This window comes from Ruminiclostridium papyrosolvens C7 (assembly GCF_000421965.1).
In the GTDB taxonomy this organism is placed as follows: domain Bacteria; phylum Bacillota; class Clostridia; order Acetivibrionales; family DSM-1351; genus Ruminiclostridium; species Ruminiclostridium papyrosolvens_A.
Genome location: NZ_ATAY01000034.1, coordinates 58,852 through 76,219 on the forward strand (window position 1 = coordinate 58,852; position 17,368 = coordinate 76,219).

The 17,368-nt window shown below is 39.1% G+C and carries 12 protein-coding genes; 10 read left to right on the plus strand and 2 right to left on the minus strand.

Going from position 1 to position 17,368, the window contains the following annotated elements; genetic code table 11:
* Positions 1 to 78: 78 nt before the first annotated feature.
* The 3 genes from L323_RS31935 to L323_RS31945 are packed head-to-tail and all read left to right on the plus strand — an operon-like array spanning position 79 to position 5,486.
* The gene (locus L323_RS31935) at positions 79 to 1,899 is read left to right on the plus strand and encodes a cache domain-containing sensor histidine kinase (RefSeq protein WP_020815735.1); all 1,821 of its coding nucleotides are present in this window, start codon (positions 79 to 81) and stop codon (positions 1,897 to 1,899) included.
* 5 nt (positions 1,900 to 1,904) lie between these two features.
* Positions 1,905 to 3,422 (plus strand): response regulator transcription factor, encoded by a 1,518-nt coding sequence (locus tag L323_RS31940; protein ID WP_242835278.1) that lies wholly within the window; start codon positions 1,905 to 1,907, stop codon positions 3,420 to 3,422.
* Positions 3,423 to 3,425: 3 nt separating this feature from the next.
* The gene (locus L323_RS31945; protein WP_020815737.1) at positions 3,426 to 5,486 is read left to right on the plus strand and encodes a beta-galactosidase; all 2,061 of its coding nucleotides are present in this window, start codon (positions 3,426 to 3,428) and stop codon (positions 5,484 to 5,486) included.
* A 61-nt stretch (positions 5,487 to 5,547) separates the two neighbouring features.
* Here L323_RS31945 and L323_RS31950 read toward each other — a convergent pair whose 3' ends face one another.
* Entirely contained in the window at positions 5,548 to 6,912 is a 1,365-nt protein-coding gene (locus L323_RS31950) for a TrpB-like pyridoxal phosphate-dependent enzyme (protein WP_020815738.1), read from the minus strand.
* A 169-nt stretch (positions 6,913 to 7,081) separates the two neighbouring features.
* On the opposite strand from L323_RS31950, the gene L323_RS31955 reads away from it, so the two are divergent.
* Positions 7,082 to 7,861 (plus strand): TIGR02206 family membrane protein, encoded by a 780-nt coding sequence (locus L323_RS31955; RefSeq protein WP_020815739.1) that lies wholly within the window; start codon positions 7,082 to 7,084, stop codon positions 7,859 to 7,861.
* Here the strand turns inward: L323_RS31955 and L323_RS31960 are convergent.
* A complete protein-coding gene (locus tag L323_RS31960) occupies positions 7,853 to 9,385 on the minus strand; it encodes an FAD-dependent oxidoreductase (RefSeq protein ID WP_020815740.1) in 1,533 nt (510 codons plus the stop codon). The two genes, L323_RS31955 and L323_RS31960, sit on opposite strands and share 9 nt — an antisense overlap.
* 162 nt (positions 9,386 to 9,547) lie before the next feature.
* Between L323_RS31960 and L323_RS31965 the strand changes: the two genes are divergently transcribed.
* The 6 genes from L323_RS31965 (at position 9,548) to L323_RS31990 (ending at position 17,362) form a co-directional block, all read left to right on the plus strand.
* Positions 9,548 to 10,993 (plus strand): menaquinone biosynthesis decarboxylase, encoded by a 1,446-nt coding sequence (locus L323_RS31965; protein ID WP_020815741.1) that lies wholly within the window; start codon positions 9,548 to 9,550, stop codon positions 10,991 to 10,993.
* An 11-nt stretch (positions 10,994 to 11,004) separates the two neighbouring features.
* On the plus strand, positions 11,005 to 11,793 hold the full coding sequence (locus L323_RS31970; RefSeq protein WP_242835279.1) for a UbiA-like polyprenyltransferase: 789 nt from the start codon (positions 11,005 to 11,007) through the stop codon (positions 11,791 to 11,793).
* Between the two features lie 276 nt (positions 11,794 to 12,069).
* On the plus strand, positions 12,070 to 15,480 hold the full coding sequence (locus L323_RS31975; RefSeq protein WP_020815742.1) for an insulinase family protein: 3,411 nt from the start codon (positions 12,070 to 12,072) through the stop codon (positions 15,478 to 15,480).
* A 123-nt stretch (positions 15,481 to 15,603) separates the two neighbouring features.
* Positions 15,604 to 16,548, plus strand: coding sequence for an ABC transporter substrate-binding protein (locus L323_RS31980; RefSeq protein WP_020815743.1), 945 nt, complete (start codon positions 15,604 to 15,606; stop codon positions 16,546 to 16,548).
* 216 nt (positions 16,549 to 16,764) lie between these two features.
* Complete coding sequence (locus L323_RS31985; RefSeq protein WP_020815744.1) at positions 16,765 to 17,103, plus strand: P-II family nitrogen regulator; 339 nt, start codon at positions 16,765 to 16,767, stop codon at positions 17,101 to 17,103.
* Positions 17,093 to 17,362, plus strand: coding sequence for a hypothetical protein (locus L323_RS31990; protein WP_020815745.1), 270 nt, complete (start codon positions 17,093 to 17,095; stop codon positions 17,360 to 17,362). The genes L323_RS31985 and L323_RS31990 overlap by 11 nt, the downstream gene beginning before the upstream one ends.
* Positions 17,363 to 17,368 lie beyond the last annotated feature (6 nt).

Consider the following 17,368-nt stretch of genomic DNA (forward strand, 5'->3'; position numbering starts at 1 on the left):
TGTATGTGGTTTACAATATTGTTATAATAAACCTATCATATAAGAAATATCAGTGTCGGCGAGGGTGGAATAGATATAGTGTTCATCGAGCGTTTGAAAGAAGGTTGGAACAATATTCGGATACGCAAAAAAATGATTGGTATCTATGTAATCTCCGTGCTGTTGCCGGTATTTTTCGTGAGCCTGTATTTAACCTACAGCATGTCAAACCTGGTTCACTCACGTATGGTTAACGAGGCCAAAACAGATACCCTTCGAGTGAGAGACCGTGTTAACGAGCTGTTATATCTTATGACTAACATATCTGACAAAATCTATTTTGACAAGCAGCTCAAAAACATTATATCAACTAAATATAGCAGTTATTTAGAGTCTATAGATGCCTGGAAAAACTACCCTGCACTGAAGGAATATACACAGTACTACAGCCAAATAGAGGCTATTACCCTGTACGTAGATAATAGTACCATATGTGAGAACGGTTTTTTGGTTAAAACCACAGAGGCTATCAGAAAAGAAGCTTGGTATAAGGCTGCGGTTCGGAGTGGTGGTAACATGATATGGCAGTGTTTTTATAATAGCGATAACAATTCCTATTACCTTGCATTGGTACGTCGTATTCGCATTGACGATAACGGTAATTATGCGGTCATGGTAATGAGGGTAAGCTACAGTTATCTGACCTCTGTTATTCAGAATGAAAAGACAACCATGCTTATGACTGTGAATAATGACCGTATCGTGCTGGCAGATGACCGTAAAAAGCTGGGTACCCAAATCAATATAAAGGGTTTGGCTGCCGTTTCGGGTGACAGAGAGCAGATTCTTAAGGATGTAACCTATGAAAACCGAAAAGTATTTATTGTCTGTGACTCCTTTCTTCCTCAGAAAACCCGCAGTACAATACAGATTATTAATATAACACCTACCAGTGACATTACACGTCAGGTGTTTGCTACATATATAACAGGAATTGCAATCGCACTCATCAGTCTTGTAGTACCTGTACTTCTGATGGTATTATTTACCGGAAGCTTTTCAGAGCGTATTTTATTTATAAGAACTCAGATTCACAGGGCAGCGTCCGGGGATTTGGATATTACCCCGGGTATCAGCGGCAGCGATGAGATTGCCGAACTGTACACAGATTTGATTAAGATGATTGGCGATATGAAAAAGCTTTTACAGGAAAATTATGAGCACAAGCTACAGCAGCAAAAGCTTCTGACAAAACAGAATGAGGCACAGTTCAAGATGCTGGCAAGTCAGATTAATCCTCATTTTTTGTTTAACACCCTTGAAAGTATACGAATGAAGGCTTATGTCTGTGGACAACGCGAAATTGCCACTGTAATAAAGCTTTTGGGGAAATCCATGCGGAGTCTGCTGGAGCTTGATGACAATCCTCAGCCGCTAAAAAGTGAGTTGGATTTTGTGCGAAATTATTTAGAAATTCAGAAGTTCCGCTTTGCTGACCGGGTAGATTATACCATTGACGTTCAGGACGGTATTGATGAGAAAATTCTCAAAGTACTACCCCTGTTGATACAGCCTATTGTTGAGAATGCTTTTGTCCACGGATTGGAACAAAAGGAAGGAAGCGGGAAAATAGATATTATCGTTAACAGGCAGCATGAAAATGTGTTGGTGACTGTAAAGGATAACGGTCTTGGAATGGAAACTGAAAAGCTGGAGGAAGTTCACCGCAAAATTAAGGAAGCAGGGGGAAAGACAGGCAAAAGCATTGGACTTTCAAATGTGAATCAGCGTATAAAGCTTTATTACGGTGATTCCTATGGAATCAGGGTAGACAGCAGTCCCGGAAGAGGAACAACTGTATGGATTTCTTTTCCTGAACAGCCTGTTAAAAACCAAAATATCTTAGGAAAGGAATGGTAAGCCAAATGCTCAAGGTTTTAATCATTGACGACGAGCCGGCAGTGAGGGCTGGACTAAAGGCTATCATTGATTGGGACAGTCTTGGTTACGAGATAGCCGGCGAAGCAGCGGACGGGCATGAAGGCCTTCGTATGTTGCTTGACCTTAACCCGGACCTATGTATTACGGATATCAAGATGCCGGGGTTGTATGGAACTGAAATGCTTGAAAAGGCAAGGGAAGGGGGATTTGATGGCAAGGTTATCATTCTGACAGGTTATTCTGATTTTGAATATGCCCGCAGTGCCATTAAATCAGGTGTTTCCTCCTTTCAGTTAAAACCCATAGAGGAAGATGATTTGCAAGAGGCTATTGTTAAGGTACGCAAGATGATTCTGGCTGAAAAGGAAAAGCTTGAAAGTATTCAGTCCAGTATGAATCTTATTTATGAAAAGCAGCTTACTGACCTTATTTGCGGTAAGCTTACTGCAGACTCAGTAAACCTTAGTAAGCTTCAACTATGGGATAATGCTTACCGTGTTGCTGTCATAAAAGCAGTACAGTCTGATGTAGAAATTCCAACTCTTTTTGATTATGAAAAAGAGATGCGGTGTATCTGTATCGACGATTTATGGGTTGTTCTGCTGCAAGGTAGAGGTATTACACGCTTCTCTGTACATATGAGAGATATATTCCGTAAAATGCCTGATTTGTTTGTTTCTTTGGGAAGACTATGCAGCAGGGCTGATGAACTCCACCTTTCTTATACAGACGCAAAAAAGATACAACAGCACAGTTTCTATTACCAGCAATCGGGGAACCTTGTCTTATGGGATGACGTGTATGGAGATTTTTCAGACGGAGTCAACCTTGATTCTATTGACATAAAGGAATATATTGAGGCTTTTTACGATTATATTGAAATAGGGCAAGAGGAATTGCTGCAAAAGAAAATGCAGAGCTTTGAGTCCGAATACCATAGACTTAATCTGCATCCTGACCGGTTTGCTGGAGTACTTTCCAATATTTTTATACGAGTTAGGGATATGCTGTCTCAAAACTATCACAACCTCATTATACCCGATGACGGACGAATAATTCATGATATATATAGAAAACAGAGTTTGCATGAAATTACAGATTATATATTAAGTGAATTTTTATGCTTTATGAAGCAGATAGGAAATAACTCCCGAGACAATATAGTAAAGAGACTTTGTATGTATATTGAAGCCAATTATTCCAAGGACTTGAAGCTGGAATCCCTTGCTAAGATTTTCTGCTATAACAGCTCTTATCTTGGAAGAATCTTCAGGAGCGGAACAGGCGAGAGCTTTAATTCCTATCTTGATCATGTCCGGATTCGCAAGGCAAAAGAGATGCTTGCGGAAGGGAAGTACAAGGTTTATGAAATTTCTTATATGGTAGGGTACAAAAATATAGACTATTTTTATAGAAAGTTCAAATACTATGTAGGACGAAAACCAAGGGACTATTGGGGCGAAATGCCAAACCTGACTACAAGGATTGAAAAGGAGAGTTAAGGGATGGACAAATATATGCCTATTGGCAACAAGTTTCCCCGTATTCTACATGGTGGAGATTACAACCCGGAGCAGTGGTTGGAGACGCCAAAGATAATAGATGAAGATTTTCGTCTTATGAAGCTTGCCCACTGTAATGCAATGACAGTTGGAATCTTTTCGTGGATGGCACTGGAGCCGGAAGAGGGCAAGTACAATTTCGGTTGGATGGACGATATTATGGATAGGTTTGCTCAAAAGGGAATGGCTGCTATTCTGGCTACTCCCAGTGGTGCAAAACCCAGTTGGTTTTCGCAAAAATACCCTGAAATATTGCGTACTCAGGCCGACAGACTAAAGGATTTACATGGGGGACGTCATAACCATTGTTTTACCTCTCCCATTTACCGTAAGAAGGTGAGCCAAATCAATCGTATGCTGGCAGAACGGTATGGAAAGCATCCTGCATTAATTTTATGGCATATATCTAATGAATACAGCGGGGAATGTCATTGTCCCCTTTGTCAGGATGAGTTCCGTAGCTTTCTTCGGAATAAGTATGACAATGACCTTGACAGGCTCAACCATGAGTGGTGGACGGGCTTCTGGGCACACCGGTATACAGATTGGTCACAAATTGAGTCACCATCTCCACGGGGTGAGCATGAGACTCATGGACTTATTCTGGATTGGAAAAGGTTTGTCTCACACCAGACAATTGACTTTTTTAGAAACGAAATAAAACCCTTACGGGAATTAACACCGGACATTCCTGTTACTACAAATCTGATGGGAACCTTTCCGGGTATAGAATACAGGGAACTTGCAAAAGAATTGGATGTAGTTTCCTGGGATAATTATCCCACCTGGCATACCACGGAGCAGCCGGATTGGAAAATCGGTGTACGAACTTCATTTGTCCATGACCTTAACAGGTCTCTCAAACAGGGTAAACCCTTTATGATGATGGAAAGTACACCAAGTACTGTTAACTGGCAAAAGGTAAACAAGCTAAAGCGCCCCGGCATGCATTTGCTATCGTCATTGCAGGCGGTGGCTCATGGCAGTGACACAGTTCAGTACTTTCAATGGCGAAAATCACGGGGGAGTTTTGAAAAATTCCATGGTGCGGTGGTGGATCATGCAGGCCATGAGAACACCCGTGTTTTCAGGGATGTTGCACAGGTGGGGCAAGCACTTGAAAAACTGGACGAAGTTGTGGGAACTACGGTTCATCCGCAAGTTGCAATAATATTTGATTGGGAAAACCGATGGGCCATAGAGGAGGCACAGGCTCTTGCCCGTGACAGGATAAAGTATGAGGAAACCTGTATCTCACATTATACAGCCTTCTGGATGCAAGGGGTAACCGTAGACATTATAGGTGCAAGAGAAGATTTTTCACAGTATAAGCTTGTTATTGCACCTATGCTCTATATGACACATCCCGGTGTTGGACAGCGTATAGAGTCCTTTGTTAGGGAGGGAGGAACTTTTGTTACCAGCTATTGGAGCGGAATTGTAAATGAGAATGACCTATGTCATCTGGGAGGATTTCCGGGGCCTCTGCGTGGGGTTACAGGTGTTTGGAGTGAGGAAATAGACACATTGCACCCCGATGAAAACAATAATTTGATTATGAATGATAATTCTCTGGGACTTTTTGGTACTTACAGGGTGCAGGACTTCTGTGATTTGATTCACGCAGAATCTGCACAGGTTCTGGCTGTGTACGGAGACGATTTTTATCAAGGTCGTCCGGCTCTTACGGTTAACCGGTTTGGAAAGGGGAATGCCTACTATATGGCTGCCCGTACAGGAGCAGATTTCCTTGATAATTTCTACAATGCCCTAATGGAAAAGTTATTACTTACACGTACAATCAAAGCGAAGCTACCAAGGGGAGTAACAGCCCAACATCGTACTGATGGACAAAACCGCTACATATTTATAATGAATTTCAATGCAAAAAAAGAAGAGATTTCTCTTGACGGGATTTACACAGATATGCTTACCGGCGAAGATAGACAAGGAATTCTGGAACTTAATCCTTATGACGTAAAAGTCTTAAAAGAAAACAAATAAAATAAGCGTACCCGCTGATTTAATCGGTAGGTACGCTATTCTTTGTTTATGTTATAAGAAACTATTCTATGATTGGCAATTTTTGCAAACTCTCTTTTGCAGATTCCGGAGAAAATTCTATATCATCAATGAGTCCGTTAAAATAGTTTTCATATGCTGCGAAATCAAAGTATCCGTGTCCGCTGAGACAGAACAGAATAACCTTTTCCTCGCCGGATTCCTTTGCCAGAATAGCTTCATCAATTGCAGCCCTTATAGCATGTGCTGATTCGGGAGCAGGAACTATTCCTTCTGCCCGTGCAAAGGATACTGCCGCTTCAAAAACGGATTTCTGACCGTATGCTTTTGCTTCAATTATTCCGTCATGATACAGTTGGCTGACAATGGCGGAATCGCCATGATATCTCAATCCGCCTGCATGTATACCGGAGGGAATAAAGTCATGTCCCAAAGTATACATTTTAGTTATTGGAGCTGCTTTTGCGGTATCGCCGTAATCAAATGCAAATACACCCTTTGTCAAAGTGGGACATGCTGATGGTTCAACAGCTACAGCCCTAAGGGCGTGTCCATTGAGCTTATCCTGCAAAAATGGGAAAGTCAGACCTGCAAAATTGCTTCCGCCTCCGCAGCAAGCAAAAATTACGTCTGGGTATTCATCCAAATACTCCATTTGCTTTTTTGCTTCGATTCCGATTATGGTCTGATGCAGGCATACGTGGTTTAAAACACTCCCCAGTGCATAGTTGGTATCAGCATGTGTTGCTGCATCCTCAACCGCTTCACTTATTGCGATTCCAAGACTGCCCGAGCAATCAGGGTCTCTTTCCAAAATACTTCTTCCGCTGTTTGTCAGTGTGCTGGGACTTGCTACAACATTTGCACCAAAGGTTTTCATAAATGAACGTCTGTATGGTTTTTGCTGATAGCTGACATTTACCATGTAAACCGAACATTCCAATCCAAATTGGCTTGTTGCAAGGCTTAAGGCACTGCCCCATTGACCTGCACCTGTTTCCGTTGCAAGTCTTTTTATGCCTGCAAGTTTATTGTAATATACCTGTGGGATTGCGGTATTAAGCTTATGGCTTCCCGTAGCATTTGTTCCTTCATATTTATAGTAAATTCTCGCAGGAGTATCCAACAGTTTTTCAAGAGCTTTTGCCCTGTAAAGAGGGCTGGGCCTAAACTGGCAGTACCTTTGACGAACCTCGTCAGGGATATCTATGTAACGTTCGGAAGACATTTCCTGTTTGATTACCTCATCCGGGAAAATAGCCTTCATATCATCAGGCTTAATAATATCAAGTGTTGCTGGATTGTGATAGGGTGCAGGCTTATTTGGCATGTCTGCAACTATGTTGTACCACTGCTTGGGAATATCGTTTTCGGACAGAATTACCTTACTGATCTCATCTCTTCTCATCTTAACCTCCATATCCTTTAAGTTGTAAAGGATTTCTTAACTAGTCTATATAATATTTTACTTGAATTGGATTATAAGTCAATAAAATAATTGTATACAAATGGATTAATTACTTCTCTAAAAGAATATAAATTTATTATACTGGCAAGTAGGACAAGGAGGTTTTTATATGTTCAGATATTTTTTTACTTACATAGACAACATACCAAAGAGATTTCACAACTCCCTGTTTTCTGTACAGCACCTTCTTACTGTGGGTATGGTGGTTTGCATGTGGTGTATGCTTACTATACTGTTCAAGGATAAGAGTGAGGAAAAAAAGTGGAGAATGCTTATACTGAGCAGCTTGCTGCTGCCCCTGACAGAAGGTGCACAGGTGTTATGGTACAACGCTGTAGGGCAGTTTTCCTGGGGGTATACACTGCCCCTTCACTTGTGCAGCCTTATGTGCATTATACTTCCTATAATGACTATTACCAGATGCAGGTTGCTGATGGAATATTCGTATGCTATGGGATTGGCACCGGCTTTATTGACACTTTTAACACCTGATGTTTATTATTATCCGTCCTTTTCATTTATATATATACAAAGCATGCTGGTTCACGGAATCATTTGCTTTATCCCGATATTCATGGTTTTTGGCATGGGCTTCAGACCGGACATACGGAGCCTTCCCAAAACAGTTGCAATGTTGGTAGCTTTTGCCCTGATGGTAACTCCTGTAAATATCGCTACTAAAGGGAATTACTTTTTTTTAAGGTATCCGGCACCCGGCTCACCAATGGAATTTTTTGCAAAATATGTGGGGAATCCTTGGTACCTCATACCTACGTTTCTTCTGGGTTGCCTGCTTTGGTTTATTTTATATATACCTTTTGTTTATTCAAAAAGACACCGAAAGCAATCAGAACATATTAACAGGGACAAAATCAGAATTTTATTTTAACCTGTCAAGTGGTTTTAGAGCAGGGCCTTCAATCACGGTTCCGTCATAGCTGTATCTTGAAGCATGACAGGGACAATCCCAGGTCTTTTCGGCTGAATTCCAGTTAACTTCACAACCCAGATGCTTACATGTTGTATCTACTATAAAAACATTGCCGTCATTATCCATGTAGGCTCCGGCTTTTTTGCCGTGGTACTTTACTGGCTTACCTTCACCCGGCTGTATTTTAAACTCTACCGGAGGCGATTCCAGTTTTCCTGAAATCAGATTGTCAACAACATCTGCATTTTCTTTTATAAAGTTTTTGGCGGAGCTGAAAGGAGTGAACCGTGAGGGGGTAAATATATTTTCAGCTTCGCTTTTTCCGTTGGCAATAATATCACGTATTATCATTGCAGATACATGGCTGGTTGTCATACCCCATTTCTGGAACCCTGTGGCTACAAAGATATTCATTTTATTACCTGTTATATGCCCTATATAAGGAATTTCGTTCATTACGGTATAATCCTGGGCTGACCAGCGGTAAGGTACATCTGTAGCCTTAAAATCAGTTTCTGCAAAATTTATAAGATTTGTATAATGTTCTTTTTCATCTTTGTCTTCCCCCGTTTTATGGTGCTCCCCACCCAGAATAAGAAGCTGATTACCGTCTTCTACTGGTTGGGTTCTGATAGACCGTGTTGGTTCTTCATAGGAGATATACATTCCATACGGAAGGCTTACAGGTGATTTTACCGCAAGTGAATAGGAACGTTCAGCGTACATTCTTGCAGAATAGAATCCCCACCCGTCATAAAATGGGAAGTGACTGGCTACTATTACCTTGTCTGATTTTATACTGAAGCCGCTTCGGGTGGATGTTGTACATTCACGGTCTTCATGGATGTCAAGGGCTACAGTGTTCTCAAAAATGTGACCACCGTTTTTTACAAATTTATCTGCAAGTGACAGAAGATACTTTCTGGGATGAAACTGAGCCTGATTATCAAAGCATACTGCCCCCTGAACAGCAAAGGGAAGAGGAAGAGAGGCTTCAAATCTTGCAGGAAGACCAATAGATTTAGCTGCATTTACCTCTTCCTCGATAACGTTTATATATTGTTCTTCCTTTGTATATACAAAGTTTGGTTGTCGGCTGAAATCACATATTATATCGTTTTCTTTTATTATGTCTTCAATCGTTGATATGGCTTTTTCGTTAATCTCCCCATATTTGGCCGCACCTTCTTCTCCCAACTGTTTTATCAGTTTTGCATATTTAACGCTGTGGAGAGAAGTTATTTTTGCTGTGGTGTGTCCCGAAGTGGAATGGGCGATTCTGTTAGCATCTATTATAACAACATCCAAGCCTTCCTTCTGAAGGAAATATGCTGTTGCTATCCCGGTTATTCCGCCTCCCACAACCAGAATATCGGTTTTAATATTTTCATTCAACTCCGGATAGTTAGTTTCAGGCGTTGACCCAATCCAATAAGATTCTACCGGTTTTGAGAATGCTTTTTCTATTAGATTCTGTGGCATATATTTTTTCTCCTTGATTCAACTAAGTTTCATTTAATTTACATTGTTAGAATATCCATATTTTTTAAAGAAATTCACGTGAAGCGACTCTATTTTGTTTAACTTAACCTTGACAGGTCAATATTCTCATAAGACTTGATTTTTATTTAGAAAGGGGATTTTATGGCATATTCAGACCTCCATGAATTTATAGATAAACTGGAAGAAAAAGCAATGATTAAAAGAATAAAGTCAGAAACTGATGCTGAGCTTGAAATAACGGAAATAACAGATAGAGTGGTAAAAAGCGGTGGTCCTGCTCTTCTTTTTGAAAAGGTAAGGAATTCAAAATTTCCATTACTTATAAATACTTTTGGGAGCTATGAAAGGCTGAACCTTGCACTGGGTGTTAAAAATATTGAGGAGGTTGCAGGGAAAATAGGAGATTTTATTGATGCGGCAAATTATGCGGGGTTTATTAAAACCGTAAAAGCGGTTCCGTCTTTATTGCAGCTAACATCTGTTTTTCCGATAAAGCTTCCCACAAAAGGAAAGTGCCAGCAGGTAATTGATTACAGCCCCGATTTGGGAAAGCTCCCGATACTTAAATGCTGGCCCGGGGATGGAGGCAGATTTATTACTTTGCCTGTGGTTATAACAAAAGACCCTGAAACAGGCATACAAAATATGGGTATGTACCGTATGCAGGTATATGATGCCCAAACTACTGGAATGCACTGGCACCTCCACAAGGACGGCAGAAATATATATGACAAGTACCGCAGTGCCGGAGGAATAATGCCTGTATCTGTGGCAATAGGCTGTGACCCGGTGGTAATTTATTCCGCAACCGCTCCTCTTCCCCAATATATAGATGAAATATTATTTGCGGGGTTTCTAAGAAAAAAGCCCGTATCATTGGTTAAGTGTGTAACAAATGATATTTATGTTCCGGCAAATGCTGATTTTATTCTGGAAGGATATGTGGATACAAGCGAGGGACTTCGTCTGGAGGGCCCATTTGGGGATCATACAGGGTATTATTCTCTTACTGATATGTACCCGGTTTTTCATTTGACCTGTATGACCTACAGAGAGGATGCTATTTATCCTGCCACTGTTGTGGGCAAACCTCCCATGGAGGACTGTTATCTGGGTAAGGCAACTGAAAAACTGTTTCTTCCTTTACTAAGAATTCAATTCCCGGAGATTATCGACATGAATTTTCCTCTTGAAGGTGTTTTTCATAACTGTGTTATTGTTTCAATAAAAAAAAGGTTTCCGGGACATGCTAAAAAGGTAATGAACTCAATTTGGGGTTCGGGGCAGATGATGTACACAAAAATGGTTATAGTTGTGGATGAATCTGTAAATCCCCATGATTTATCAACAGTTGCATGGAAGGTTTTTAACAATATTGACGGCAGGAGGGATATAGTTTTGTCAGACGGCCCTCTTGATGCACTGGATCATGCCTCCGACCAAAGACATTACGGATGCAGAATAGGTATTGACGCTACCATAAAACTTCCGGAGGAAGGCTATAGCCGCACATGGCCCGATGAAATAGCCATGTCAGAGAATATAAAGTCATTAGTTACAAAAAGGTGGAAGGAATACGGTTTTTAATAAGGAGAAATATGCTTGCTTCAAAGGTAATTAGAAAAATTTCCGACTATGGAACCCTCGTAATGTTCTCTCACTCCATATTTTCTTTGTCCTTTGCCGTTATTTCCATGCTGCTGGCTTCAAATGGGTTTCCCGGTGCATGGAAAGTATTCTGGATATTAATAGCGTTTATGGGTGCCAGGACAGGTGCCAATGCGGTTAACAGGGCTATAGATGCAGAGATTGATAAGCTTAACCCAAGAACTTCGGTAAGACAAATTCCACAGGGACAGGTCAGCAAGGGTGAAGCCTATGGGCTGGCGGCTGTTTCTTTTACAATAATGCTTGTTTCTGCGGCTATGTTGAATATGCTTTGCCTTATACTGGCACCTCTTGCTCTTGTATTTATGACAGGCTACTCTTATACAAAAAGGTTTACATGGCTATGTCATATAATTTTAGGGATTACAACAGCTGCGGCTCCGGTGGGAGCATGGATTGCCGTAACCGGGAGTTTATCTGTAACTCCGTTGATAATGGGTGTTGCAAATACTTTGTGGGTAGCGGGCTTTGATATAATATACGGTATACAGGACTATGAGTTCGATAAGGCCAACAAACTACGTTCAATTCCTGTGAAATTCGGTATACGCAAGGCACTCCACATTTCAAGCGCCTTCCATCTCATATCCTGTATCTTCCTGCTAATTTTAGGGATAATCAGCAGACAGCTTGGAACAATATATTTTTCTTGGACTATTGATAATAACAGTACTTTTAGGAATAGAACATTCACTTGTCGCCAATGTCAGAAAACCTGATGATACCGGAGGCGAAGTATATTCATTCACTGCATATTCATTGAATCAGATCATAAGCATTGTTTTTTTAACAGCCTCATTGTTGGAAATACTAATTTAGATTACTCATTTGAGTACTTTATAACAGCATCTTATGTAAAAGAATGGACTTGTCATAAATGTTAATGTAAACTAATTTTACTAACCTTTTTTAGAAAACTTTGTAAGACTTATTCTTAATATTATCGTATAGTTTTACAAATTAAGGATTAGAAAATAATAAAGGAGATAAGAGTGATGAAAAAAGTTGTTTCGTACATGCTGTCATTTGTTTTAATTTTGAGCCTTCTTCTCAATGCCGCACCCAGTGTAAATGCTGCTCAAACGGAACTCAAGGCATTGCCGGAGGCAGGGCAGGTAGTATCCGGCTTCAAGGTTCTGGAAGTTGGAAATATGGAAATAATCGACAGTAAAACCGTTTTATTTGAGCATGAAAAAACGGGTGCAAAGCTTATTTTTATACAAAATAAGGATACCAACAGGGCATTTGATATTTCATTTAAAACACCTGCCTTCAACGATACGGGAGTAAATCATGTACTGGAGCATATAACCGTATCCGGCTCAGAGAAGTATCCTATGAAAAACGTTCTATTTACAATTTTAAATCAGACATATTCTACTTTTATAAATGCATTTACCGCTCAAAACTTTACTACATATCCTGTCTCATCACTGAGTGAGGATCAGCTTTTAAAGTTGACAGAGGTTTATCTGGATTGTGTATATCATCCGTCAGTATATAACGACAAGAATATTTTCAAAAGGGAAGCCTGGAGATATGAAATGGCAGACAGCAAGGCGGACTTAAATATAAGCGGTACGGTATATAATGAAATGAAGGGTGCTTTGGGGAATATATCTACTGCCGCCTCATACAATGGCTTAAAAACACTTTTTCCAAACAGTACGCAATCCACTGTATCCGGAGGAGACCCTGATAAGGTAAAGGATTTGGCATATGAGGATGTAATTAAAACTCATAATACTTACTATCATCCTTCCAATTCACTGATGGTTCTCTATGGAAATGTGGATTATCAAAAGTTTCTTAAAATGATTGATGATAGTTACCTTTCAAAGTATGACAAAAAGGATATTAAGATTGAAAATTTAAAGCTGGAGCCATTTAACAAAACAATTGAAAAAACTTTTAAATATCCGGTGGCTGCCGGTACCAACACTCAAAATGCATCCCAGATTGATTATTGTTTTCCTCTTGCAAATATGTCAGATGAAGATTTACTGGGAGTAGCTGTTTTAAGTGAGCTCATTGGAAGCGATACGTCGCCATTAAAACAGGAATTCAGGGATAAAAAACTCGGAGGAGATATTGTAATTAATTACAACACGGGATTATCAATACCCGTTTTGAGTTTCTCGGCGCAAAATACTGATGAAAGTAAAAAAGCTGATATTAAAGCACTTGTTGATAAATACCTGAATAGTATTGTGAAATCGGGCTTTAAGTCTGCTGATGTTGATGCTGTACTGGCCGGCGAATTAAGGGGAGTATCAAATATCACCGAAACTCCCAATCTCGGCGTAAATTTATCTACACAGATGGGCAGCTTCTGGGCCAATTTCGACAGCATTGATTTTTACAATAATATGCTCAGAAATATAAAGTCTATTTCTGCTAAATCCGGCAAAAGGTATTTTGAAAGCCTTACAGAAAAATTCCTTGTAAAAAATAAAAACACCGCAATTGTTACAACTGTTCCTGAGGCAGGACTTTCAGAGAAGCAGGCAGCAGAACAGAAAAAGTATTTATCTGACTTAAAGGCATCAATGAGCCAACAGCTAATAGATACAATTGTAAATGAAACAAAAACCTACAACGAGTGGAACAGCAGAGAAGATAATAAAGACGTAGTTAAAAGTATTCAGGCTGTGAAGATTTCTGATTTACCGGAGGAAGTTAAAAATTATAATATTAAAGAAGCTAAATCAGACGGAGTCAGATTGATATCTGCAGAAGCAAATGTCGGCGAGACGGAATCCACCGGCCTTTATTTCGATACTTCATCTGTTCCTGCCGAAAAGTTACATTATTTAAAGCTTTATACGGAATTATTAGGAAATCTTGATACTAAAAACAGCAAAAAGGCTGAGTTGGGTAATCTCAAGACAAGATATATTAATGGAGTCTCCTTCAATTTATCCGTGATAACTGACAAAACTTATAAAAAATACTCTCCTGTATTAAATGTTTTCTGGTCCGGTATAATAGGGGATTATGACAAGCAGCTTGAGGTTGTTAAAGACATTGTTTTAAATACACAGATTAACAAAAGTACTGATATTTTGAATATAGTCAAGTCCAGAATATCAGAAATGAAAACTCAATACACAAGCAACCCCTTAAGTATACAGGCAATGAGAAGCAGATCATATTTCAATGAAGCATATAACTATCTGAATTATGCTTCTGCCATTGATTATTACAACTTCCTTACAAATTTGGAAAAGGAACTTTCCAAGAATCCTAAAGGGGTTTTAAAAGAGCTGGATAATGTTAAAGCCTTGGTTACAAACAAAAAGAATCTGATAGTAACTTTTACCGGTAATAAAAACAGCATTAGCAAATTTGAAACTTCAATAAAGAAGTTTACCGTCGGAATGCCATCAAAGGATATTGTTAAACAGGATTATTCAAAGCTTCCTAAGCCTGCAAAAAGAGAGGGTATATCCGTAGACGGTTCTGTACAATATAATATGCTTTATTCAACCTATGATAAAATGGGGACTGCATTCAACGGAAAATATATTCCAATAGGTTCAGTAATAAACGAAAACTACATTACTCCTAAGATAAGATTCGGTTATGGTGCATATGACAACATAGTTGGGTTCGGAGATGAAGGCTTTATGCTTGCATCATATCGTGACCCTAATATCAAGGAAACCTTTGAGGTGTATAACGGACTACCGGAATTTATTAAGGATATTAATCTTACACAGGAACAGCTGGATAGTTACATTTTAAAGTCATTCAGCAATTACACTGTGTCTTCCGGAGAAATTTCAGGTGCCAATACTGCACTTGGTTACTATCTAATGGGTATTAAATCAGAGGATATCTTACAGATATTGAAAGAAATAAAATCCGTTACTGTGAAGGATGTCAAGGATACGGCTTCTATGATTGAAAACATGCTTAAAAACGGAACCTATTCTACCGCAGGAAGTAAAGAAAAACTTAGTGAAAATAAAGAGCTTTATGATAATATAATAGCCTTGGAACAGGGACAGGATACCAAAACTAATACTATTACAAGAGGCCAATTCTTTGAACTGGTTCTTGCAGGTGCTCCAAACCCCCTTGAAATCGCTAAGCAACAAGGATTAATAACCCCTGATAAAAAAGGAAACTACTTTGAAAACAGAAAACTGACAAGAGAAGAGCTTGCAGTGTTTATATGCAAAATAGCAACTTTAAGTGGTGTACAGCTTCCGGCTGCAAAGCCTGAAATAGCAGATATTAATTCTTCTGCAGCATGGTCAAGAAACGCAGTTAATGCTTTGGTTGGGTTTGAGGTTATAAAGCTGGATGACAAAGGTAATTTTAATCCGAAAAGTGAAGTAACGTCTGACTTTGTCACTACTGTTTTAAATAACCTTAATCAGAAGCTGGCAGGAAAATAGTCTATTTATACGCAGCACAAGAAACCCCAAGTTACCACAGCGACAATAGCTGTAGTAACTTGGAGTTTTATTATTCATAAAAGAGATAAATGTGTAATATAGTGCTTTTATGGAGGATGTAATATGCGTAATAAATTGATTTTAAAAATTCTATGTGCAGCATTGGTCTTTTTATTTATTATTGCTGCCTGTGGATGTAACAATGAAAAAGCCCAAGAAGGCGGGGAACACTTGAAAATAGGCCTTACGCCGGCAGTTGATGCCATACCCTACATAATTGCCCGGGATAAGGGTATTTTTAAGAAATATGGGTTAAACGTAGATATGGAGGTGTTCAAAAGTGCCGGAGAAAGGGATGCGGCATTTCAAAGTTCGAACATTGACGGTGTATTATGCGATATGGTAGCTGTCTGCCTTTACCGGAACGCAGGATTTAAAGTTAGAATAACCGGAGTTACAGATGGGGACTTTATACTTTTGGCAAGCGGGCAATCAGGCATAAAAAGCATAAAAGAAGTCGAAGGACACCAGGTTGCAATATCTGAAAATACCATAATTGAGTACGCACTGGATAAAATTCTGAATAAAAACGGTATTGGTATTAATGAAGTTGAAAAAGTGGCAGTGCCTTCCATCCCGGTTCGTCTGGAGATGCTTCAGCACAACAAAGTTCAGCTTGCTTTACTTCCCGAGCCTTTCTCTTCTATGGCAATTAAACAAGGTGCCGTTGTACTGGATTCTGCTTATAAAAACAATATTTACAGCAATGTAATTGCCTTTAAAGATACTACAATTAAAGAAAAAGCATCAGTAATTAAAAAATTGAATGAAGCCTATAACCAATCTGTCAAATATCTAAAGGAAAATCCAATAGAAGAGTATCAGGACGAAGTAATTAAATTTATCGGATACCCGGAGGATATGAAGGGAAGTATTCTACTGCCGGATTACAGAAAGGCCGGACTTCCGGCTGATAGTGAATTGAAATCTACTATAGAGTGGGCTGAAAGAGAACATTTGCTGAATAAAAAGATTACAGAAAATGATTTGAAGGAAAAGATACAGTAAATTTCATAAATGCTATTGTAAACAGAAAACATTTATGGTAATATATGGCTATAAAATTTCATTTTTAATGAGGCAACGATGCCAATTCTGTATTTAGAACAGAATTGGTATTTTTTTGTATTTATGTACAACTCATATTTGGCAATGACGCCGGTTTCGAAGAGGAAATACGGCGTTTTTTATGTTTATATCAACAGATTAAGGAGATGAGTTTTTATGAAAAAAATCGAAATGATTATCAGACCCGAAAAGCTGGAAGATGTGAAGGAAATATTAAATGAATCACAAATATTCGGTATGACGGTATTAATGGTTTCAGGCTGCGGACATCAAAAGGGAAGAAAAGAAATATACAGAGGTGCCGAGGTTACAATAAATCTTCTTCCTAAAGTAATGGTTCAAACTGTTGTGCACGATGATGCAGTTCAAAAAATAATACAAAAGGTTACAGAGAGAATTAAAACAGGTAGTGTAGGCGATGGAAAGATTTTTGTGTATAACGTTGAAGAAGCAGTGAAAATAAGAACAAGTGAGAGTGGTGAAGATGCAATATAAAAAAGCTTCTATTATTTTACTGACTGCATTGTCAGCAGGTATATTCCTCTCAGGTATATTTTTCATTTTTTACAGTTGGATAAACCATATTACCTTCAAAGTAATAAACACAAATGTCTCCGGAATATTATTCGGCATGGCTGTTGTATATCTGGGGTTCAGATACCTGCTTTCAGTTTTAAAACTAAAAAAAGAGCTATATAAGGAATCTTCAGTATTTTCATGGAGTAATTTCAGAAAACAAAAGACTGTGAGATAAGCAAAT